26 protein-coding genes are annotated in these 21,113 nt (G+C 60.2%); 15 read left to right on the top strand and 11 right to left on the bottom strand.

Annotated elements, in window-relative coordinates; all coding sequences use genetic code 11:
• Nucleotides 1–4: 4 nt before the first annotated feature.
• From PspCFBP13508_RS04570 to PspCFBP13508_RS04560, 3 genes are all read left to right on the top strand, one after another.
• Nucleotides 5–610, top strand: coding sequence for an arylesterase (locus PspCFBP13508_RS04570; RefSeq protein ID WP_161984070.1), 606 nt, complete (start codon nt 5–7; stop codon nt 608–610).
• 57 nt (nt 611–667) lie between these two features.
• Entirely contained in the window at nt 668–961 is a 294-nt protein-coding gene (locus tag PspCFBP13508_RS04565; RefSeq protein ID WP_016770881.1) for a hypothetical protein, read from the top strand.
• 196 nt (nt 962–1,157) lie between these two features.
• Nucleotides 1,158–2,129 (top strand): L,D-transpeptidase family protein, encoded by a 972-nt coding sequence (locus PspCFBP13508_RS04560; protein WP_024013783.1) that lies wholly within the window; start codon nt 1,158–1,160, stop codon nt 2,127–2,129.
• A 126-nt stretch (nt 2,130–2,255) separates the two neighbouring features.
• Here the strand turns inward: PspCFBP13508_RS04560 and oprI are convergent, their stop codons facing one another.
• Complete coding sequence (gene oprI / locus PspCFBP13508_RS04555) at nt 2,256–2,507, bottom strand: outer membrane lipoprotei OprI (protein ID WP_003183784.1); 252 nt, start codon at nt 2,505–2,507, stop codon at nt 2,256–2,258.
• A gap of 638 nt (nt 2,508–3,145) precedes the next feature.
• Here oprI and PspCFBP13508_RS04550 point away from each other — a divergent pair.
• Nucleotides 3,146–3,427, top strand: a complete 282-nt coding sequence (locus PspCFBP13508_RS04550) for a GNAT family N-acetyltransferase (RefSeq protein WP_016770879.1) — start codon at nt 3,146–3,148, stop codon at nt 3,425–3,427.
• 60 nt (nt 3,428–3,487) lie between these two features.
• On the opposite strand, the gene PspCFBP13508_RS04545 is transcribed toward PspCFBP13508_RS04550, so the two are convergent.
• Nucleotides 3,488–4,564, bottom strand: a complete 1,077-nt coding sequence (locus PspCFBP13508_RS04545) for a 3-deoxy-7-phosphoheptulonate synthase (protein WP_016770878.1) — start codon at nt 4,562–4,564, stop codon at nt 3,488–3,490.
• Between the two features lie 129 nt (nt 4,565–4,693).
• Nucleotides 4,694–5,137 carry a PilZ domain-containing protein gene (locus PspCFBP13508_RS04540; RefSeq protein WP_056788469.1) on the bottom strand — a complete coding sequence of 148 codons (444 nt, stop codon included), beginning with the start codon at nt 5,135–5,137 and terminating at the stop codon, nt 4,694–4,696.
• Between PspCFBP13508_RS04540 and PspCFBP13508_RS04535 the strand changes: the two genes are divergently transcribed.
• The 5 genes from PspCFBP13508_RS04535 (at nt 5,136) to cysB (ending at nt 9,093) form a co-directional block, all read left to right on the top strand.
• On the top strand, nt 5,136–5,522 hold the full coding sequence (locus PspCFBP13508_RS04535) for a thioredoxin family protein (protein ID WP_137213818.1): 387 nt from the start codon (nt 5,136–5,138) through the stop codon (nt 5,520–5,522). The genes PspCFBP13508_RS04540 and PspCFBP13508_RS04535 overlap by 2 nt on opposite strands.
• Nucleotides 5,519–6,475 carry a putative 2-dehydropantoate 2-reductase gene (locus PspCFBP13508_RS04530; RefSeq protein ID WP_137213817.1) on the top strand — a complete coding sequence of 319 codons (957 nt, stop codon included), beginning with the start codon at nt 5,519–5,521 and terminating at the stop codon, nt 6,473–6,475. The genes PspCFBP13508_RS04535 and PspCFBP13508_RS04530 overlap by 4 nt, the downstream gene beginning before the upstream one ends.
• A 23-nt stretch (nt 6,476–6,498) precedes the next feature.
• Nucleotides 6,499–7,404 carry a 5'-nucleotidase gene (locus tag PspCFBP13508_RS04525; protein ID WP_122611508.1) on the top strand — a complete coding sequence of 302 codons (906 nt, stop codon included), beginning with the start codon at nt 6,499–6,501 and terminating at the stop codon, nt 7,402–7,404.
• A gap of 97 nt (nt 7,405–7,501) precedes the next feature.
• On the top strand, nt 7,502–8,005 hold the full coding sequence (locus tag PspCFBP13508_RS04520) for a universal stress protein (protein ID WP_039759918.1): 504 nt from the start codon (nt 7,502–7,504) through the stop codon (nt 8,003–8,005).
• Between the two features lie 113 nt (nt 8,006–8,118).
• Complete coding sequence (gene cysB / locus PspCFBP13508_RS04515) at nt 8,119–9,093, top strand: HTH-type transcriptional regulator CysB (protein ID WP_016770873.1); 975 nt, start codon at nt 8,119–8,121, stop codon at nt 9,091–9,093.
• A 9-nt stretch (nt 9,094–9,102) separates the two neighbouring features.
• Here cysB and PspCFBP13508_RS04510 read toward each other — a convergent pair whose 3' ends face one another.
• Entirely contained in the window at nt 9,103–9,585 is a 483-nt protein-coding gene (locus PspCFBP13508_RS04510; protein ID WP_024013776.1) for a GreA/GreB family elongation factor, read from the bottom strand.
• 2 nt (nt 9,586–9,587) lie between these two features.
• On the bottom strand, nt 9,588–10,004 hold the full coding sequence (locus PspCFBP13508_RS04505) for a hypothetical protein (protein ID WP_016770871.1): 417 nt from the start codon (nt 10,002–10,004) through the stop codon (nt 9,588–9,590).
• A 125-nt stretch (nt 10,005–10,129) separates the two neighbouring features.
• Between PspCFBP13508_RS04505 and earP the strand changes: the two genes are divergently transcribed.
• Nucleotides 10,130–11,272: an elongation factor P maturation arginine rhamnosyltransferase EarP gene (gene earP / locus PspCFBP13508_RS04500; RefSeq protein ID WP_137213816.1), complete on the top strand. Its 1,143-nt coding sequence runs from the start codon at nt 10,130–10,132 to the stop codon at nt 11,270–11,272.
• Between the two features lie 48 nt (nt 11,273–11,320).
• Nucleotides 11,321–11,890, top strand: coding sequence for an elongation factor P (locus tag PspCFBP13508_RS04495; RefSeq protein ID WP_003226785.1), 570 nt, complete (start codon nt 11,321–11,323; stop codon nt 11,888–11,890).
• Between the two features lie 178 nt (nt 11,891–12,068).
• Here PspCFBP13508_RS04495 and PspCFBP13508_RS04490 read toward each other — a convergent pair whose 3' ends face one another.
• The 4 genes from PspCFBP13508_RS04490 to PspCFBP13508_RS04475 form a co-directional block, all read right to left on the bottom strand.
• A complete protein-coding gene (locus PspCFBP13508_RS04490; RefSeq protein ID WP_024013773.1) occupies nt 12,069–13,079 on the bottom strand; it encodes an alpha/beta hydrolase in 1,011 nt (336 codons plus the stop codon).
• Nucleotides 13,080–13,116: 37 nt separating this feature from the next.
• Complete coding sequence (locus tag PspCFBP13508_RS04485; RefSeq protein ID WP_007940002.1) at nt 13,117–13,536, bottom strand: organic hydroperoxide resistance protein; 420 nt, start codon at nt 13,534–13,536, stop codon at nt 13,117–13,119.
• A 328-nt stretch (nt 13,537–13,864) separates the two neighbouring features.
• Nucleotides 13,865–14,320, bottom strand: coding sequence for a MarR family transcriptional regulator (locus tag PspCFBP13508_RS04480; protein ID WP_073472431.1), 456 nt, complete (start codon nt 14,318–14,320; stop codon nt 13,865–13,867).
• An 83-nt stretch (nt 14,321–14,403) separates the two neighbouring features.
• Nucleotides 14,404–15,360, bottom strand: a complete 957-nt coding sequence (locus PspCFBP13508_RS04475; RefSeq protein WP_137213815.1) for a LysR family transcriptional regulator — start codon at nt 15,358–15,360, stop codon at nt 14,404–14,406.
• 108 nt (nt 15,361–15,468) lie between these two features.
• On the opposite strand from PspCFBP13508_RS04475, the gene PspCFBP13508_RS04470 reads away from it, so the two are divergent.
• Nucleotides 15,469–16,218 carry a sulfite exporter TauE/SafE family protein gene (locus tag PspCFBP13508_RS04470; protein ID WP_137213814.1) on the top strand — a complete coding sequence of 250 codons (750 nt, stop codon included), beginning with the start codon at nt 15,469–15,471 and terminating at the stop codon, nt 16,216–16,218.
• On the opposite strand, the gene PspCFBP13508_RS04465 is transcribed toward PspCFBP13508_RS04470, so the two are convergent.
• A complete protein-coding gene (locus tag PspCFBP13508_RS04465; protein ID WP_172667885.1) occupies nt 16,208–17,062 on the bottom strand; it encodes a LysR substrate-binding domain-containing protein in 855 nt (284 codons plus the stop codon). The genes PspCFBP13508_RS04470 and PspCFBP13508_RS04465 overlap by 11 nt on opposite strands.
• A 97-nt stretch (nt 17,063–17,159) precedes the next feature.
• Here PspCFBP13508_RS04465 and PspCFBP13508_RS04460 point away from each other — a divergent pair, with 97 nt between their 5' ends.
• On the top strand, nt 17,160–17,381 hold the full coding sequence (locus tag PspCFBP13508_RS04460; protein ID WP_137213813.1) for a DUF1127 domain-containing protein: 222 nt from the start codon (nt 17,160–17,162) through the stop codon (nt 17,379–17,381).
• A gap of 64 nt (nt 17,382–17,445) precedes the next feature.
• Nucleotides 17,446–18,672: a winged helix-turn-helix domain-containing protein gene (locus tag PspCFBP13508_RS04455; protein ID WP_137213812.1), complete on the top strand. Its 1,227-nt coding sequence runs from the start codon at nt 17,446–17,448 to the stop codon at nt 18,670–18,672.
• Nucleotides 18,673–18,760: 88 nt separating this feature from the next.
• Here the strand turns inward: PspCFBP13508_RS04455 and PspCFBP13508_RS04450 are convergent, their stop codons facing one another.
• Complete coding sequence (locus tag PspCFBP13508_RS04450) at nt 18,761–20,107, bottom strand: 3-deoxy-7-phosphoheptulonate synthase class II (RefSeq protein ID WP_038861070.1); 1,347 nt, start codon at nt 20,105–20,107, stop codon at nt 18,761–18,763.
• 151 nt (nt 20,108–20,258) lie between these two features.
• Between PspCFBP13508_RS04450 and PspCFBP13508_RS04445 the strand changes: the two genes are divergently transcribed.
• Complete coding sequence (locus tag PspCFBP13508_RS04445) at nt 20,259–21,014, top strand: spermidine synthase (RefSeq protein ID WP_039759897.1); 756 nt, start codon at nt 20,259–20,261, stop codon at nt 21,012–21,014.
• Nucleotides 21,015–21,113 lie beyond the last annotated feature (99 nt).

Genomic DNA, 21,113 nt, shown 5'->3' with positions numbered 1-21,113 from the left:
TCCGATGCGTGTATGGTTTTTGAGTGCTGGCCTGGCCTTGATGTGCATGGCCCAGAACGCAGCGGCGGGTACTGTCCTGATCGTTGGCGATAGTATCAGCGCCGGTTTCGGCCTGGATACCCGTCTGGGGTGGGTGTCGCTGCTCGAGCAGCGGCTCAAACAAGAGGGTTTCGACGATAAAGTAGTCAACGCCTCGATCAGTGGCGACACCAGTGCCGGAGGCCAGGCGCGGCTGCCGGCGCTGCTTGCAGAGCATAAGCCTGAGCTGGTAATCCTTGAGCTGGGTGGCAACGACGGCCTGCGCGGGATGCCGCCAACGCAATTGCAACAAAATCTTGCCTCGATGATCGACAGCTCGCGGCAGAGCGGTGCGAAAGTGCTGCTGCTCGGCATGCAGTTGCCACCCAATTATGGCAAGCGCTACACCGATTCGTTCGCCGAGGTTTACGGCAAGCTCGCCGAAGAGAAAAACATCCCGTTGGTGCCGTTTTTTCTCGAAGGTGTCGGTGGGCACCCGGACCTGATGCAAGCCGACGGTCTACACCCGGCCGCCGGGGCTCAGGGCAAGTTGCTGGAAAATGTCTGGCCGACGCTAAAACCGCTGTTATGAGGCTTTTCTAGTGGCAGGCTTTCGGCTAATGTGGCGCCCCCTAATTTGGAGCCCCCGATGCCGCGTCCTGCCTGGTCCCTGTTTGCCTACCAACTGATCGAGCCTGACGAGCAGCTGGATCTGTTCGCCTGCCAGGAAGTGCGGGTGCATCTGGTGACGCGTCAGCTGGAACTCGGTGGCTCGGCTGATCGCACGCTGTGCGGCACTCTGCTGCCGGCGCAACCGCGCTGGTCGAATGTTGATCGCCGGGTGTTCCAGGATCAGCGTCTGTGCTCGCTGTGCCGGGCGATTCTTGAATCGCAGAAACGCGGTACGTCGCCGATCTGGCCCGAGCTTCGATTCGAACTTTAAGATCAAAAGATTGCAGCCTCGTTGCACTCGTCAGCTCCTACAGGGGAATGCGTTGCAAATGCAGGAGCTGACGAGTGCAACGAGGCTGCGATCTTTCAGGGCGCGACACGGTCTATCGGCGTGTCTCCCGAATCCCCAGGCCGCGGTGTACAATCGCGCCCTTATACCCTTGATGATCATGCGAAGGATTTTCCGGATGTTGCCGCGCTTTCCTGCCGTCACCCGCTGCCTGTCACTTGCCGCCCTGTGTGTGGCCGGTCCCGTTGCTGCATTGGAGCTTCCCCTGCCACCACCCGGCGAGGACATCGTCGGCCAGGTGCAGGTGATCAAAGCCAAGTACGAAGACACCTTCGCCGATCTGGGCACCACCTACGATCTGGGCTATTCGGAAATGGTTGCGGCCAACCCGGGCATCGATGCCTGGCTGCCGGGCGCCGGTACCGAGATCGTCCTGCCGACGCGCTTCATCCTGCCGCCGGGCCCGCGTGAAGGTATCGTCATCAACCTTGCCGAATACCGTCTTTATTACTACCCGAAAGGCCGCGACGTGGTGTACACCTTCCCGCTGGGCATCGGCCGTGAAGGCTGGGGCTCGCCGATCGCGCACACTTCGATCATCGCCAAGACGCCGAACCCGACGTGGACGCCTCCTGCTTCGATCAAGGCCGAACACGCTGCTGACGGTGATCCGCTGCCGAATGTGGTGCCGGCCGGTCCTGATAACCCGCTGGGGCCGTTCAAGTTCACCCTCGGCACACCGGGCTACCTGATCCACGGTTCGAACAAGAAGTTCGGCATCGGCATGCGCACCAGCCACGGCTGCTTCCGCATGTTCAACAACAACGTGCTGGAAATGGCCGGCATGGTCCCGGTCGGCACCTCGGTGCGCATCATCAACGACCCGTACAAGTTCGGTCGCAGTGGCGGCAAGGTCTATCTGGAAGCGCACACGCCGCTCGACGACAAGGGCAACCCGTCGGTGGTCGACAAGCACACCGCGGTGATCAACGCGATGCTCAAGCGTGAAGACATCACCAGCAACCTGCGCATGAACTGGGATGTGGTGCGTGATGTGGTTGCGGCCGAAGACGGCCTGCCGGTTGAGATCGCCGTGCCGAATACCTCGGCGCCAATGGTCAGCAGTGCACCGATCGATCTGCAGCAATAGGCATTGATCGGAAACCCGCCGAGGCGTGCAGCGTCGGTGGGTTTTTTATTGCCCGGAGAAAAGCACCGGGCACAAAAAAGCCGACCCGGAAAACCGGATCGGCTCGATAACAATCCCGAGGGATTATTACTTGCGGCTAGCTTTTTCCAGCATGCGCAGAGCACGCTCGTTAGCTTCGTCAGCAGTCTGTTGTGCTTTTTGAGCAGCAGCCAGAGCTTCATCAGCTTTACGGTAAGCTTCGTCTGCACGAGCCTGGGAGCGAGCAGCTGCGTCTTCAGTAGCGGTCAGACGTGCTTCGGTTTCTTTCGATGCGCTGCTGCAACCGGTAGCCAGAACTGCGGCCAGAGCCAGAGCAGAGAATTTCAGAACGTTGTTCATCGTGTTCCCCTTCAAGGACTTTCAAATTAAGTGGCTGTCTCCTCACGATTGAGGAAATAGCCGGCGTACATACTACCCATTACTTGTAGTAAGTAAACTGACGTAGCGCAAGAAGCAAAAAAAATTGTAGGCGTTGATTCTTTTTCGAGCAACTTTTAACTGCGCTGTATAAAAAATATCCAGCTGCAAGCCCCGGCGTGAGCGACTCAAACGGAAAAAGTTCCCACCGTCGCATGCTGTTTTTGCGACTTCGGCTAAAGTCTTTCTAAATGAATTCGTCCACACTTTTGTTCAGGTTCTGCGAAGCGCTTCGCGTATCTTTGTTGATGTTCAGGTGACTTTAAAAAAGCTTGCACGTCTTAAGTCTCAACATTCCGGCAATGTTCAGGCAAGCGGCGCGCAAAGAGGGTCTGCGACCGAACCTGCGAGCATCGAAGCCTTTGCCCCCAAACCGTCCGATGACGAGCGTACCTTGAGCATTATTGCCAATGGTGCCTACTATTCAGTAGGTGTCAGGTTGCGCGAGATCGGTGTGGCTCTTCTCGGTGTCCATCAGGCACGGGGTGGCGTAGATGTTCCTTCGCCGGGAAAACATCGGTAAGGTAGGGGTCACAATTCAAGACCCGCGAGGAGTAGTGATGAGCGAGGCGTTGTCCATCCACCATGACCAGGCTGGTCATCAATTCGAGACCACTGTGGACGGTCATCGTGCTTACCTGACCTACATGGATCTGGGCAAGCAGACCCTGGATATCTACCGCACCTTCGTGCCCAATGCCCTGCGTGGCCGTGGCATTGCCGCAGCGCTGACTGAACGCGCGCTGCAATACGCCGAAGAAATGGGCTACACGGTGATCCCGTCTTGCTCTTACGTCGAGCGCTACATGGAACGCCATCAGCGTCGCGCCGCGAAGATCTGAACCGCACACACAAAAACGCCGGACAATGTCCGGCGTTTTTTTATGCCCGTAAAACGCAGCTTACGTGCGCTGACGCTTCGGCAATACGTCCTTGAGCTTGGCGTGCATGCTGCGCAAGGTGTTTTCGGTAGCGGACCAATCGATGCAGGCATCGGTGATCGACACGCCGTATTGCAGGTCGGCGAGATCTTTCGGGATTGCCTGGCAACCCCAGTTCAGGTGGCTTTCGACCATCAGGCCGATGATCGACTGGTTGCCCTCGAGGATCTGGTTAGCGACGTTTTCCATCACCAGCGGTTGCAGGGCCGGGTCCTTGTTGGAGTTGGCGTGGCTGCAATCGACCATGATGTTCGGCTTGATCTTCGCCTTGTTCAGCGCCTGCTCGCATAGCGCAACGCTGACCGAATCATAGTTCGGCTTGCCATTGCCGCCACGCAGCACCACGTGACCGTAGGCGTTGCCTTTGGTGGTGACGATCGACACGCCACCTTCCTGGTTGATGCCGAGGAAACGGTGCGGGCTGGACACCGACTGCAAGGCGTTGATCGCCACGGTCAGGCCGCCATCGGTGCCGTTCTTGAAGCCGACGGCCGAGGACAGGCCGGAAGCCATTTCGCGGTGAGTCTGCGATTCGGTGGTACGCGCGCCGATGGCCGACCAGCTGATCAGATCCTGCAGATACTGCGGGGAGATCGGGTCGAGGGCTTCGGTCGCGGTCGGCAGGCCTTTCTCGGCCAGGTCGAGCAGCAACTGGCGACCGATATGCAGGCCGTCCTGGATCTTGAACGAGTCGTCCAGGTACGGATCGTTGATCAGACCTTTCCAGCCGACGGTGGTACGCGGCTTCTCGAAATACACGCGCATGACCAGATACAGAGTGTCGGAGACTTCCTCGGCCAGCACCTTGAGGCGATCGGCGTATTCGTGGGCCGCCTTGATGTCGTGAATCGAGCACGGGCCGATCACGACGAACAGACGGTGGTCGGTGCCATCGAGAATGTTGCGAATGACTTCGCGGCCCTTGGTGACGGTGCGCAGGGCGGCGTCGCTCAGGGGGATATCACGCTTGAGCTGATCGGGAGTGATCAGGGTCTCGTTAGAGGCGACGTTTAGGTCGTTGATCGGTAAATCAGCCATCGTTTACTCGTCAGGTCACGGGTGCCGGCCGCCAGCGATCCCCGCGCGGCGGAGCACAGCAGATTTAGCGCGTCGGGGGAGCCGAACCTTAGCGCGTCAGAGGCGGCTCGACAATGGGCAAACCGTGCTTTAGTCCAGCGCTGGCTGCGCAAAAGCCTTGCGCAGGTTGTCGTGGGAGAACTCTTCGGCGTGCTCCTCGACCCATTGCAGGGCCAGCGCCTGACTATCCTGCAGATCGTCGTGGCTGTCCTGCATGCGTGAATAGCGTTCGATCTGACACACCTGCTCACCCATTCGCGCGCTGAACAGGGTCTGTTCATCAGTGAAAGCGATGCCCACCAGATAGCCTTTTTTACGCCGCAGACACCAGGCCACATAGCCCGGGCAACAGAAGTCGGCATTCAGCGTCGGCATGCGTACTTGCAGTGCAGTGCCGTGGCGCCAGGCGCGGTGGTAATTGCAAGCGATGCCGCCGAGGCTGATAGTGTGCAGCTGTTGTCTGGAAATGCATTCAGGCTTGAGTAACGTCAATTCAACCGGCACTTCGTCCGGATGAGGAATGAAACGTCCCATGAGCACAGACTCCCTGTGTCGGCCATCTGACATTGTTTCCCCCAGTATAGTGGTCGAATCCGAGCTGACCGACTTCGACGCCGACCAGCGGCTGCTGGCGATGAAAGGGGTTTCCCTTGTGATTTTCACCAGCGTCGGCTGCGCCAGTTGTCGTTATGCCCGCGAGGTGTTGCCGGAATTGCCGCTAATGATCGACCAGCTGTGCTGGATCGACGCCGGCAACAACGGCGGGCTGGTCGAGCGTTATCAGGTGTTTCATTTGCCGGCGCTGTTCGTGGTGCGCGACGGCGAGTTCTTTGGCGCAGTGCACAGCCGCCTGACGGTTGATGAGCTCAACCAGGCTGTGGCGCAGGCGCTGGGTCGAATTGCAGAGGAGTTGCCATGAGCGAGACAGTCAGCAAACCGGTGGTGGGGATTATCGGCACCGGTGCGATCGGCGGGTTTTACGGGGTGATGCTGGCGCGTGCCGGTTTCGACGTGCATTTCTTGTTGCGCAGCGAATTCTCGGCAGTGGCTGAGCGCGGTTTGCAGATCAACAGTGCGGTGCACGGCCCGATGACGCTGCATCCGGCCAATGCCTATTCCGCTGCCGAAGACATGCCACCCTGTGACTGGCTGCTGGGCGGCACCAAGACCACCAGCAACGCCGGTCTGGCCCCGGCGATCATTCAGGCCGCCAAACCTGACGCAAAAGTGCTGTTGCTGCAGAACGGTCTGGATGTCGAAGACAGCCTGCGGCCACTGTTGCCGGATTCGCTGCATCTGCTCGGTGGTCTGTGCCTGATTTGCGTGCACCGCGAGGGTCCGGGGCAGATTACCCATCAGGCCCTTGGCGCGGTGAATGTCGGTTATCACAGCGGCTCGGCCATCGATGAAGTAGCGCGCATGGCGATTGTCGAGGAGGGCGCCGGGCTGTTCCGTGCCGCCGGCATCGACTCTCAAGCGATGGCCAACCTGCATCAGGCGCGCTGGCAGAAACTGGTGTGGAATATTCCCTACAACGGACTGTCAGTATTGCTCGGCGCGGGAACGCAAGCACTGATGGCTGATGCTGACAGCCGCGTGTCGATTCAGGCGTTGATGGCCGAGGTGGTGCTGGGCGCCAGGGCCTGTGGATACGAGATCCCGCCCGGTTACGCCGAGTACCTGTTCACCATGACGGAAAAAATGCCCGATTACTGGCCGAGCATGTACCACGACTTTGCACACAAACGCCCGCTGGAGCTTGAGGCGATCTACGCCCGGCCATTGGCGGCGGCGAAAGCGGCGGGCTGCGAGTTGCCGCGCATCGAGGCGTTGTATCGCCATTTGGGTTTTATCGACCGACGCAATACCTGAGTCGGTTGTTCTTGGGGGAAGGCATGGCCAATAACATCGATGACAAACTGGTGCTGGCGATTTCCTCGCGCGCCTTGTTCGACCTGAGCGAAAGCCACAAGGTCTACCTGTCGAGCGGCGTCGAAGCCTATCGGCAATATCAGATCGAGCACGAAGACGAAATCCTCGCGCCGGGCGATGCGTTCCCGCTGGTGGAAAAACTCCTGAGCCTGAACAGTCGCCTCGGCCGCGCGCGGGTCGAGGTGATTCTGGTCTCGCGCAACAGCGCCGACACCGGTCTGCGCGTGTTCAATTCGATTCATCATTACGGTCTGGCGATTTCTCGTGCGGCGTTCGTTGGCGGGCGCAGTCCTTATCCGTATCTGAAAGCGTTTGGCTGCGACCTGTTTCTCTCGACCCACGCCGAAGACGTGCGTGCGGCGCTGGACGCCGGGTTCGCCGCCGCCACGATTCTGTCCGGAGGCGCGAGCCGTGCGGCCAGTGATGAATTACGTATCGCCTTTGACGGTGATGCGGTGATCTTTTCCGACGAGTCCGAGCGCGTCTATCAGTCCGGCGGCCTTGAAGCGTTTCAGGCCAAGGAACGCGAATCAGCGCGCGAGCCTTTGCGCGGTGGGCCGTTCAAGGGCTTTCTGGCAGCGCTCAATCTGTTGCAGCGCGAGTTTCCCGATGACGATTGCCCGATCCGCACGGCGCTGGTTACCGCCCGTTCGGCGCCGGCCCATGAGCGAGTGATTCGCACCTTGCGGGAATGGGATATTCGTCTCGATGAGTCGCTGTTTCTCGGTGGCCTGACCAAATCGGCGTTCCTCGAAGCCTTCGCCGCCGACGTGTTCTTCGATGACCAGACCGGCCATTGCGAACTGGCTCGTGAAGTGGTCGCCACCGGCCACGTGCCCCACGGCATCAGCAACGAACAGCCGATCTAGAGCCTTTTCATTCAGGACGTTGCGTCGCACGTCGTACTCGCCAAGGCACTGCTAAGCTGAATCAATCTCCGCCATCGTTGGCTCGCGAGGAGGTCCCATGATTCGCTCAATGCTGTATGCCACCGACCTCGGTCTGTACGCACCGTTCGTGATGCAGCATGCCCTGGCCTTGGCGCGCACCTTCAACGCCGATCTGTATGTAGTACATGCGGTGGAACCCATGGGCCTGTTTGCCGAGTCGGTGCTGCAAAGCTATCTCGACGAACAGGCATTGAACGAATTCCATAGTCAGGGTCTGAAAACAGTCATCGCCAATATCGAACAACGGGTGCTCGACAGCTTTCGTGAAGAACTGGGGGACGACGGCGAACAGGATCTGCAGCGCATTCGCGCGGTGCGCGTGCTGCAGGGCGATCCGTCGCAGGTGATTCTCGAACAGGTGCACAAGCTCTCGGTCGATCTGCTGATCGTCGGCAGTCACAGCCATGGTGTCGGTGCGGAAACACCGTTGGGGCGCACGGCGGCGCGGGTCCTGCAGTTGGCCAAGGTGCCGGTCTATCTGGTGCCGCTGATGGAACGCCGGCGGCGTGAGGATCGCTGAAGCAGGAATAATGGCGTTTTGATAAAAAAGTTCTAGATTTATTCTTCGAACCATTAATATAGTTATATACCGTCGCTGATGCCCGTGGCGTCTACCTGCTTTGAGGGATTGATATGAAGCTTCAACAACTGCGCTACATCTGGGAAGTGGCGCACCACGACCTCAACGTTTCCGCTACCGCTCAAAGCCTGTACACCTCGCAACCGGGCATCAGTAAGCAGATCCGCCTGCTGGAAGACGAGTTGGGCGTCGAAGTCTTCGCCCGCAGTGGCAAGCACCTGACCCGCGTCACCCCGGCCGGCGAGCGCATCATCACCACCGCTGGCGAGATCCTGCGCAAAGTCGAAAGCATCAAGCAGATCGCCCAGGAATTCTCCAACGAGAAAAAGGGCACCCTGTCGATCGCTACCACCCACACCCAGGCGCGTTATGCGCTGCCGCCGGTGATCAGTAATTTCATCAAGCAATACCCGGATGTGGCCTTGCACATGCATCAGGGCTCGCCGATGCAGATCGCCGAAATGGCCGCTGACGGCACCGTCGATTTCGCCATTGCCACTGAAGCGCTGGAGCTGTTCGGCGACCTGGTGATGATGCCGTGCTACCGCTGGAACCGCTGCGTGGTCGTACCCCACGGCCACCCGTTGACCAAGTTGCCGAAGCTGACCCTCGAAGCGCTGGCCGAATATCCGATCGTCACTTACGTGTTCGGTTTCACCGGCCGTTCCAAGCTCGACGAAGCCTTCAGCCATCGTGGCCTGACGCCGAAAGTGGTGTTCACTGCTGCTGACGCCGACGTGATCAAAACCTACGTGCGCCTGGGCCTGGGCGTAGGCATCGTGGCTAAAATGGCGGTCGATACCAAACTCGATAACGACCTGGTGGTACTGGATGCCAGCGAGCTGTTCGAGTCGAGCATCACCAAGATCGGTTTCCGTCGTGGCACCTTCCTGCGTGGCTTCATGTGCGACTTCATCGAGAAATTCGCCCCGCACCTGACCCGCGAAGTCATGGCCAAGGCCATTCAGTGCCACAACAAGCAAGAGCTCGAAGAGCTGTTCGACGGCGTCGAACTGCCCGTTCACTAAGCACCCGCTTCAGAGCACCTCGGTGACAGCAAATTGTTGCCGGGTGCCCGCCACCAGAATCTCCACCTCATCGCCCGCGAACTTGCCCAGCAGACTTTTGCCCAGCGGCGAGCGTGGGGTGATGACGGTGATCGGCTGACCGACCACGTCGACTTTCAGCCCCGCCGCATCCGGCGCCAGAAACAGCCATTGCTCGCGACCCTTTTCGTCCTCCAGACCGAGCAGGGCGCCGACTTCAATGCCGCGATTTTCATCGTAGGCACGCAACGTCAGGTTCTGACACAGCGCCAGTGACTGACGGATTTCCTCAACCCGCTTCGCCTGACCCGCCGCCAGATACGACGCCTCCAGCCCCAGCGTGTCGTATTTGTTTTCGGCGATGTTTTCTTCGTGGGTCGCGGTTTCGTAAGCGGTTTGCGCGGCGCGTTCGGCAATGTCGAGGTCGATGCGCAGCTTGTCGAGAATCAACTGGTGGACGCTGTGTTTGTTCATGATCAATCGCAGAATTGCAAAACGTTGGCGCGGCTCTTTTCGGTCGGCGCGGTCTGGTCCTGCTGCAGCCAGAACTGGCATTTCGGATTGGACGCGTTACGCGAATTGGCGCGCGCCTGATCCAGTCGGGCCTGCTGTTCATTCTTGCGCAGGTTTTCTTCGTACTGTTGGAACAGCGGACTTTGCGGTGGAATGTCCGGCTGTACCTGTACGGGCGCCACAGCCGGCGGACTGACGCGCTGCTGCACCGCTTGCGCGACAGGGGCCAGTTGCTCGGGAAAGATAAAGCGCGAAAGCAGCCAGCAGGTCAGCGCAATCGCCAGGAACCCCAGCCACAGGCCCAGCGCAATACTGCCGGTCAGATGCAGCGCGCTAAGCTGAACGGGCAAGGGTCGACGCGGATTCGGACGGTAGGGCATGGCGGCCTCCTGGCGGATGGTTGCGGGCAAGCGGCGATTGTCGCACGAAGATTAATCGCCGTCGGCTCTTCTGCGCGAGTGCATTTATGCGGACAATCGAGGTTTTTTGCCAACGGGAGAAAGGCATGCCTGAAGTGAAACCCCGCTGGGACATTTTCTGCACCGTGGTCGATAACTTCGGTGACATCGGCGTGACCTGGCGCCTGGCTAGGCAACTGGTGGCCGAACATGCCTTGCCGGTGCGCCTGTGGGTGGATGATCTGCGCGCGTTCGAGCGCCTCTGTCCTGAGATCGATGTCGATGTTGTGCAGCAATGGCAGCAGGGCGTCGAGGTGCGTCAGTGGCCGAGCGAGTGGCTGCACGCCGAGGCGGCCGACGTAGTCATCGCCGCCTTCGCCTGTCAGTTGCCCGCCGACTACATGGACAGCATGGCCGCACGGGAAACGCCACCGCTGTGGCTCAACCTCGATTATCTCAGCGCCGAAGACTGGGTCACCGGCTGCCACGGCTTGCCGTCGGTAAAATACAAAACGGTGCAGAAGTTCTTTTTCTTTCCAGGCTTCAAACCGGGCACCGGTGGCCTGCTGCGCGAACGCGGACTGCTCGAACAGCGTCGGCAGTTTCAGCAGGATCGGCCGGCTCAGCGACATTTCCTGCAAGCCTTGGGTATCGATCCTGCTCCGGACGCGCAACTGATCTCGCTGTTTGCTTATGAAAACCCCGGGTTGGCCAGTTGGCTGGATGTGCTGGCGGCCGATGCGCGGCCGACTCACCTGCTGGTGCCGGAAGGGCGGATTCTCGGCGATGTGGCGCGCTGGCTGAATGTGGAAACCCTGACGGTCGGCGCGATTCATGTGCGCGATTCGCTCACCGTGCAGGTACTGCCGTTCGTCCGGCAGGACCAATATGACCATCTGCTGTGGTGCTGCGATTTCAACGCGGTACGCGGTGAAGATTCATTCGTTCGCGCGCAATGGGCGGGGCGGCCGATGCTCTGGCACATCTATCAGCAGGACGATGACATCCATCTGGACAAGCTCGATGCTTTTCTCGCGCTCTACACTCACGGCCTTTCACCCGCTGCGGCGCAGGCGATGAACGGTCTGTGGCGAGCGTGGAGTGCCGGGCAACCGATCGGCGAGCACTGGCTGGCGGTGCGAAATCATTGGCCGGAACTCGAGGAGAACGCCGAAGCATGGTGTCTGGAACAGGCCTTGCAGGCGGATCTTGCCACGGCGCTGGTACAGTTTTATGTAAATTGGATATGATACGCGGCCTAGATTTTTGTAAATCCCATCCAAATTCGGATATTCGCAATGAAAACTGGTAAAGAACTCAAACCCGGTACCGTGATCCGTATCGACAACGATCCTTGGCTGGTTCAGAAAGCTGAATTCACCAAGTCGGGCCGTAACAGCGCGATCATGAAGACCAAGCTGAAGAACCTGCTGACCGGTTACAAGACCGAAACCGTTTACGGTGCGGACGACAAACTGGACGACGTGATTCTGGATCGTAAAGAAGCCACCCTGTCGTTCATCAGCGGTGACACCTACACGTTCATGGACACCACTGACTACACCATGTACGAGCTGAACGCCGAAGACATCGAAAGCGTTCTGCCTTTCGTTGAAGAAGGCATGACCGACGTTTGCGAAGCCGTGTTCTTCGAAGAGCGTCTGGTTTCCGTAGAACTGCCGACCACCATCGTGCGTCAGGTTGACTACACCGAAGGCTCCGCTCGCGGTGACACTTCCGGCAAGGTGATGAAGCCTGCCAAACTGAAGAACGGTACCGAGCTGTCGGTTGCCGACTTCATCGAAATCGGCGACATGATCGAGATCGATACCCGCGAAGGCGGTTCCTACAAAGGTCGTGCGAAGTAAGCACTGCTTTTTGCGGAAAGAAAAAACCCGACCATTGAGTCGGGTTTTTTTGTGCCTGTTAGAAACGCTCGGAACCCTGTGGGAGCGAGCTTGCTCGCGAAAGCAGTGTGTCATTCAACGGCATGTTGTCTGACAGGACGCCTTCGCGAGCAGGCTCGCTCCCACAATGGGACGGTGGTTACTTCAAATGTTGCTTCAGTTCTTCAGACGCCTGCAACATCGCCGAGCGCACCGCCGGTACCTGGCTGACCACGTTGAGCAAACCGTAATCGTGAATCATGCCGTTGTAGCGCACCGACGTTACCGGAACCCCGGCCTCGTCGAGTTTGCGCGCATAGGCTTCGCCTTCGTCACGCAACACGTCGGCGCTGGCAGTCTGCACCAGTGCAGGTGGCAGACCTTTGAGTTGCGCGGTAGTAGCGCGCAGCGGTGAAGCGTAGATCTCGTTGCGCTGCTTGGCGTCGGTGGTGTAGTTGTCCCAGAACCACTTCATCATGTTGCGGGTGAGGAAGTGCCCTTCGGCGTACTGGTTATACGAACCGGTGTCGAAGTTGGCATCGGTCACCGGCCACAGCAGTACCTGGAATTTGATCGCCGGGGTGCCCTTGTCCTTGGCCATCAGCGCAACCACTGCGGCCATGTTGCCGCCGACGCTGTTGCCGGCCACGGCCAGGCGCTTGCCGTCGACATTGATCTCTTTACCGTGTTCCGCCACCCATTTGGTCGCAGCGTAGGCCTGGTTGATCGCCACCGGGTAATGCGCTTCCGGCGAAGGGGTGTAGTTGACGAACACCGCCGCCGCCCCCGAACCGACCACCAGATCGCGTACCAGACGTTCGTGAGTCGGGAAGTCCCCCAGCACCCAGCCGCCGCCGTGGAAGAACATGAACACCGGCAGCTCACCCTTGACCCCGGCCGGCCGGACGATGGTCAGGCTCAGCGGTTGACCATCGACCTGGATGGTCTTCTCGCTGACATCGGCTTTGGGCAACGTCAACTTGACCCCGGACTGCGCGCCGACCAGCACGGCGCGGGCATCCTTGGGCGACAGCTGCTCGATCGGCTTGCCGCTGCCTGAATTCAGCGCATCGAGAAATGCCTGGGTGTTGTGTTCGACATCACCGGCGAAAGCGCTGTGTACCGACAGGGCGAGAAGGGTACCGGTCAAGACTTTGCTGAAGGTGTTCATGTTCATTTTTCCTTGTTCGGGCCGGGGGGTTGAGTGATTACACGGTCACGTGCAGGCGCACATCGACGTTGCCACGGGTGGCGTTGGAGTACGGGCAGACCTGGTGAGCGGCGTCGACCAGCGACTGCGCATCGGCTTGCTCCAGGCCTGGCAGGCTGATGTGCAAATCGATGTCCAGACCGAAACCGCCGGGGATCTGGCCGATGCCGACATGGGCGGTGATCGACGCGTCGTCAGGAATCTTGCGCTTGGTCTGGCTGGCGACGAATTTCAGTGCGCCGATGAAGCAGGCCGAGTAACCGGCAGCGAACAGTTGCTCAGGGTTGGTCGCCGCACCGCCAGCACCGCCGAGTTCTTTCGGGGTGGCCAGTTTGACGTCGAGAACGTTATCGCTGGAGATCGCACGACCGTCACGGCCGCCAGTGGAAGTTGCGATTGCGGTGTAGAGAGTTTGCATGGTGTGAGCCTCTTTGGTTGTGGTTTTGTGCGCTAATTGTTTGCGCGCTAAGTAGGTGTGAGGAGAATGTATAGCGATAATGTTTTGCGCGCAAGATAAATTTTTGAAAAAAAGGGCGTTTTGCTCAAGGGCATAGCGTGGAAGGGGCGGGTAAGGCTTGATTTAGAGCGCTTGACGAGGGAATGCAGGCGGGAAAAATATTTTTGTTGGCGCTGAAATCACTGTGGGAGCGAGCCTGCTCGCGAAGGCGGTGGAACATCCAACGACTCGCTGTCTGATCGGACGCTTTCGCGAGCAGGCTCGCTCCCACAGGGGAATGTAGCGGGGCTTAATTCAGGCTGTCTTGCAGATGTCCGCGCAGCGCTTGCAGCTCGGCCTGCAATTTCTGCAGACGTTCAAGGGTGAAGCCACTGGCGCCAAGAATGCACTGCGGCACGGTCTGCGCCTTGTCGCGCAAGGCGCGGCCCGCTGCGGTCAGTTCGACAATCACCACTCGCTCATCTTCGCGACTGCGGGTGCGGCTGAGCAGGCCTTCGGCTTCCAGGCGTTTGAGCAATGGCGTCAGCGATCCCGGATCGGTCAGCAGGCGTGCGCTGATTTCTCCGACAGTCAGACCGTCCTTCTCCCACAACACCATCATCGCCAGATACTGCGGATAGGTCAGGCCCAGCGCCTGCAACAGCGGCTTGTAGACCTTGGTCATCATCAGCGAGGTCGAGTGCAGGGCGAAGCACGCCTGATTGTCGAGCAGCAGGTCGTCGCAGTTGTCGCGTTCGCAAGTCATTGTCAAAGCCTTGATCGTTGATCGTTGATCGTTTTTTAATCTAGCGCTCGAATCTTTAAGGCGCCAGATAAATATGTCCGGCGTCAGTGCCGGGCGAATTGCCGTTGCAGCGCCAGATCCCATGGAGGCACCGGGCTGAAGCGGGTTTTCAGGTATTCCAGCAACAACCGACTGCGCGAATGGACCTGCTGTTCCATGCGCAGCGCGTAAATACCGGTGGACTCCGGCGGCGGCAGGCCGTTTTCGCAGAACAGTGGCACCAGTTCGCCACGCAGCAAGTATTCGCTGGCCAGCCAGGTCGGCAAGTGTGCGACGCCCAGACCCGCCGCCGCGCCACACGCCAGGGCTTCGGCATTGTTGGCGCTCAGGCGTACCCGCGATGGCCGGTGCAGTTGCATTTGCCCGTCCACTTCGAATTTCCAGGCAAAGGGCGGCGCAAGGCCTTCCCAGTCGAGCCCGTCGTGTTCACTCAACTGCGCCGGGTGATCTGGCACGCCACGCTGCTTGAGATAGTCAGGGCTGGCGCAGGCGACGCGGACCATGCTCGCCAATGGCGTGGCGACCAGGCGCGAGTCAGCCAACTGGCCGGTACGCAGCACCAGATCGACCTTGCCCAGGCTGCTGCCGGCCATGTCGCTGAAGCTGTCGATCAGGTGCATCTGCACATCCAGTCCCGGATACAGCAGGAGAAAATCGGCAATCACCGGCGCCAGATGCCGCCGCCCGAAGGCTGCTGGCGCATCGATGCGGATCAGGCCTTCCGGTGCGCTGCTCAACGACACCGCTTCGGCCCGCGCCAGTTGCAACTCGGCGATGATCCGTCGCGCCCGCTCGGCAAAGGCCAGGCCGGCCGAAGTCGGCAGCACGGCATGGGTGCTGCGTACGAACAGCTGACTGCCGACGGCACTTTCCAGGCTATCGATGCGCCGGGCTACGGCGGAAGGCGTCAGCGGATGGCGGCGCGAAGCGGCAGAAAAGCTGCCACTCTCCAGCACATCGAGAAACAGGCCGAGCTGATCGGTCAATTGGTTGGGATTCATGGAAATCACGCTTGTGCAAAATCGGCATAGCCATTGTGCGCTGCTATGCGTTTCCCCGCTAGGCGCGAGTGCGTAGCATTGGCCGCCTGTCGTTAGAGGATTACCGTTGTGATGGAATTTCTGTTGTACCTGCTGTTCGGCGCCGCCCTTGGCACATTGGGCGGGATCTTTGGCATTGGCGGTGGCTTGATTGCGATTCCGTTGCTTGGCGTGTGGTTTGGGCTTGATCAGCAGATCGCCCAAGGCACGGCGCTGGTGATGGTGGTACCGAACGTGATGCTGGCGCTGTGGCGTTATCACCAGCGCAATCGCATCGAACTGCGCCACGCGCTGCCGTTGGCGGTGATGGGTTTCTGCTTTGCCTGGCTTGGTTCTATCTGGGCGGTGGGCATCGACGCGCAGACCATGCGCATCGGATTTGTCGCCTTTCTGGTGGCGTTGTCGGCCTACAACCTGTTGAAGATGTTCGGCCCACGACCAGCGCCGACTGCCGAGATGCGCTATTCGTGGCCGTGGCTGGGCGTGCTCGGCGCCGCCTCGGGGACCATGGGCGGTTTGTTCGGCGTCGGCGGCGCAGTGGTGGCGACGCCGGTGCTGACCAGCCTGTTCGGCACCAGCCAAGTGGTTGCTCAAGGATTGTCGCTGGCGCTGGCCCTGCCGAGCACTGGCGTTACCCTGGTGACCTATGCGGTGCACCACGAAGTCGACTGGATGATCGGCCTGCCTCTGGCGGTCGGAGGTCTGCTCAGCATCAGTTGGGGCGTGAAAATTGCCCACGCCATGCCGGAAAAACTCCTGCGCGGGATGTTCTGCGGCTTTCTGGTGCTGTGTGCGGTGATGCTCGCGTTTAAAGTTTGAAGCCCTCGACGATGTGCTCGGCCAGGCACTCGGTGATCGGCGACGGGTTGTTCAGATTGCGGATCAGCATGATGCTCGCCTCGGGCAACAGTGGCAGGTCTTCGGCGGCGCCAAGGATGCGCATGTCCGGGGTGATCAGACTCTCCAGTTGCGCGGTGATCGCCAGCCCGGCGCTGACCACAGCCATCAGCGCCGACAGGCTGCTGCTGTTGTAGGCGATGCGGTAATCGCGGCCCATCGCGTCCAGCGCATTGCACGCCCACAGGCGGCAGAAACAATCACTGTTGAACATCGCCAGGGGCAGCGGCGTCTGTTCGTGGGCGCTGAAGTTCTGCGCCTCGGCCCAGACAAAGCGCTCCTTGCGCAGCAACTGGCCGATCTCGTTGCCCGGCTCACGGGTGACGATCGACAAATCCAGATCAGTGCGTTGCAGCAACTGCTTGCTCGACTCGCAATGCACCTCGATCTGGATCAGCGGATAGAACTGCGCAAACCGCGACAGGATCCCCGGCAGAAAACGCATCACATAATCATCCGGCGTACCGATGCGCACGGTGCCGACCATGTGCGGCTCGCGCAGGGTGTTGAACACCTCACTGTGCAGTTTGAGAATGCGCCGCGCGTAACCGAGCAGCACCTGGCCTTCGGCTGTCAGCCGCACCTGACGGCCATCGCGCTCGAACAGCTGGCGCTGCAACACGTCTTCTTCCAGGCGTTTCATCTGCATGCTCACCGCCGACTGGGTGCGGTTGACCATCTCGCCGGCACGGGTGAAACCGCCCTGATCGGCAATCGCGACAAAGGTGCGCAGGACATCGGTATCGATACTGGGGTAGGCGGACAATTGATGAATCTCCGTGATGCATGCCATCAGAAACATTCGTTGGATTGATCTTAGCGCCAGCGCGAAACTTGAGCCATCCACAAAAGGAGGCAAGACGATGAAAGGTCAAAGAGAGTATGCAAGCCAAGAACAGCTGGCCGGCCACGGCCATATCGTGTCCGATCTGCTGCACAAATTCAGCCGTTGGTATGAGCTGCATCGCGAACGGGAAATGCTCGCCGGTCTGAGCGATGAGGCGCTGAAGGACATCGGCATCAGCCGCGCCGATGTCGAGCATGAAACCGTGCGGCCGTTCTGGGACGACCCGATGCATAAATGATGAGGCTATCGCTACACAAACCCCTTTCAGGTGAGGTAGGTTGCGAGCAGACATGGAGGAATAAATGCCCGCGACAGTGTCCTTTTCCCTCAAACAGGCGCGACGTCTGGCGCTGGCCGCCCAAGGGTTCAACGGGCGCCAGCCGCCGACCGTCACTGCCGGCCATCTCAACCGGCTGATCGACCGCCTCGGCCTGTTGCAAATCGATTCCGTCAATGCCGTGGTGCGCTCGCACTACCTGCCGCTGTTTTCCCGTCTCGGTTGCTATCCCTCTGACTTGCTCGACCAGGCTGCCTGGAGTTCGGGGCGTCGGCGCACGCTGTTCGAATACTGGGGCCATGAAGCGTCGCTGTTGCCGCTGGCGATGTACCCGTTGCTGGGCTGGCGCATGCAACGCGCCAAGCGTGGCGAAGACATCTATCAGCAATTGGCGAGGTTTGGTCGCGAACAACAGGAAACCATTCGCCGCGTGCTGACTGCGGTTGAGGAGCGGGGCGCGCTCGGCGCCGGCAGTCTGTCGACCCGCGAAGACAAGGCCGGGCCATGGTGGGACTGGAGTGCCGAGAAACACGCGCTGGAATGGTTGTTCGCCGCCGGTGAAGTCACAGTGGCGGGGCGACGCGGTTTCGAGCGTTTGTACGATTTGCCCGAGCGGGTGATTCCTGCTGCGATTCTGCAGCAGCCCGAGCCGGATGAGGCCGAGGCGCAACGCGGTTTGCTGTTGCATGCGGCGCAAGCATTGGGCGTTGGTACGGAAAAAGACCTGCGTGATTACTTTCGCCTGAGCCCTGCGGATGCGCGCCCGCGTCTGGCTGAGTTGGTTGAAGCGGGGCAATTGCAGATGTGCGAAGTCGCCGACTGGCGGCAGATCGCCTATTGCCTGCCGGAGCCCAAAGTGCCGCGCAAGGTCATCGCCAGTGCGCTGCTGTCGCCGTTCGACTCGCTGATCTGGGAGCGCAGCCGCACCGAGCGCTTGTTCGATTTCCGCTATCGCCTGGAAATCTACACTCCGCAGCCCAAGCGCGTTTACGGCTATTACGTGCTGCCGTTTTTGCACAACGAGCGGATCGCCGCGCGGGTTGACCTTCGCGCCGAACGGGCGGCAGGGCAGTTGGCGGTGCATGCGGTGCACGAGGAAGAACCGGGGCTGGACGAGGAGGGCATGCTGGCGCTGGCGCTGAATTTGCGGCGGATGTCGGGTTGGCTGGGGCTTGAGCGGGTGCAGTTGAATTGTCAGCGCGAGAGTGCGGGGCGGTTGCGGGTGGCATTGGCGCGGATTGAGGTTGCCTGAGCCGGCCCTTTCGCGAGCAGGCTCGCTCCCACAGGGAAACGCATTGCAAATGTGGGAGCGAGCCTGCTCGCGAACGGGGCGACGCGGTCTAGCGGCGGACTTGCTTCAGAGTTTCGGCAATCAAAAAAGCCAATTCCAGCGACTGATCAGCGTTCATTCGCGGATCGCAGTGGGTGTGATAACGGTCGGACAAGCCATCCTCGGTAATCGGTCGCGCGCCGCCGATGCACTCGGTGACGTTCTGCCCGGTCATCTCGATATGGATGCCGCCGGCATAGCTGCCTTCCGCTTCGTGCACCTGGAAGAACTGCTTCACCTCGCCAAGGATCTGCGCGAAGTCACGGGTCTTGTAGCCGCTGCTGGCCTTGATGGTGTTGCCGTGCATCGGGTCGGAGCTCCACAGCACTTGCTTGCCTTCGCGCTGGACCGCGCGGATCAGTGCCGGCAGATGATCGCCGACCTTGTTCGCACCCATCCGAGCGATCAGGTTCAAGCGGCCCGGATCGTTGTCCGGGTTGAGCACGTCGATCAGGCGAATCAGGTCATCGGGGTTCATGCTCGGGCCGACTTTGACGCCGATCGGGTTGTTCACCCCGCGCAGGAATTCCACATGTGCGCCGTCGAGCTGGCGGGTGCGGTCGCCGATCCACAGCATGTGCGCCGAGCAATCGTAGTAATCGTTGGTCAAGCTGTCGCGGCGGACGAAGGCTTCTTCGTAGTTCAGCAGCAACGCTTCGTGGGCGGTGAAGAAACTGGTTTCGCGCAGTTGCGGCGAGCTGTCCATGCCGCAGGCGCGCATGAACGCGAGGGTTTCATCGATGCGGTCGGCGAGGTGGCTGTACTTCTCGGCCAGCGCCGAGTTGGCGATGAAATCCAGGTTCCACTTGTGCACCTGATGCAGGTCGGCAAAACCGCCCTGGGCGAAAGCGCGCAACAGGTTCAAGGTCGCTGTGGATTGATGATAGGACTGCAGCAATCGCTCCGGATCTGGCACGCGGCTCTTTTCGTCGAAGCCGATGCCATTGACGATGTCGCCACGGTAGGCCGGAAGGGTCACGCCGCCGATGGTTTCGTCGTTGGCCGAACGCGGTTTGGCGAACTGACCGGCCATGCGCCCGACCTTGACCACTGGGCAGCCGGCAGCGAAGGTCATGACGATCGCCATTTGCAGCAAGACTTTAAAAGTGTCGCGGATCTTCGCGGCGGAGAATTCGGCGAAGCTTTCCGCGCAATCGCCGCCCTGCAACAGAAACGCGCGGCCCTGGGTGACTTCGGCGAACTGCCGGCGCAGCTCGCGCGCTTCGCCGGCGAACACCAGCGGCGGATAGCTGGCCAGTGTCTGCTCGACCTGGCGCAGGTGCGCGGCGTCGGGGTATTGCGGTTGTTGCTGGATCGGCAGGGCGCGCCAGCTGTCAGGGCTCCACGGTTGGCTCATCACGGTCTCGAAGTTCGTACGCAGGGAAGCGCCATGTTAGCAGCAATTAGTGCGTGACCTGCTCCCGCCCCATCGCCGACAATCGCCGCTTTGCCACGGCGCCACAGCGGTGCCATCGCGTCACCGCGCCCGGTGACCATCAGGAGACGAAATGACTGAGGAGCGCGTCGAGCATCTGCTCGCCGAAGTACAGGATGAGTTCGGCGTGATTCGCGTGCTGGAAGTGGCCGATTACCGCTTTCTCGAATTCGGCGATGCGATCGAGCAGAGCTGCGTGTTCACCGCCGACCCGAGCTGGCTGGAGTACGACTACACCCGCGCGATGCTGATCGGCGCGCTGTGCCACGAGCAGCCGGAGAGTGCGCTGTTTCTCGGTTTGGGCGCGGGCACGCTGACCCAGGCTTGCCTGAAGTTTCTGCCGCTCGAAGACGTCGAAGCCATCGAACTGCGCCCGGACGTGCCGCGCCTGGCCATCGAGTATCTCGGTCTGGATGATGATCCGCGGTTGTACATCCGCGTCGGCGATGCGCTGGAATTGCTGCCGACTGCCGAGCCGGCGGATCTGATTTTCGTCGACCTCTATACCGATGTCGGTCCCGGTGTCGGGCATCTGGCCTGGAGTTTTCTCGGCGATTGTCAGAAGCGCCTGAATCCGGGCGGCTGGCTGGTGATCAACCAGTGGGCCACCGACGATGGCAAGCCACTGGGCGCGGCGTTGTTGCGCGGGCTCTATCACCGGCACTACTGGGAATTGCCGGTGAAGGAGGGCAACGTGATTCTGATCGTTCCGGCGGATCTCGATCAGGCGCTGGACATGCAGGCGCTGACCCAGCGGGCCGAAGCGCTGGCGCCGCAGTTGGGTTATTCGTTGCAGTCGTTGATTAACAGCATTCGCCCCGCAACCTGAGTGGCGACTCGGTCAACTGTAGATACCGTCTTGAGCCTCACCGGGCAAGCGCAAGTTTCGGGTCATATGGCAGTCCTGACTTGAGCACTCCGTAAACGA

This window comes from Pseudomonas sp. CFBP13508 (assembly GCF_005233515.1).
Taxonomy (GTDB): domain Bacteria; phylum Pseudomonadota; class Gammaproteobacteria; order Pseudomonadales; family Pseudomonadaceae; genus Aquipseudomonas; species Aquipseudomonas mercuritolerans.
The sequence above is the reverse complement of the archived record's forward strand: the minus strand, read 5'-3'. Positions and strand labels throughout refer to the sequence as shown.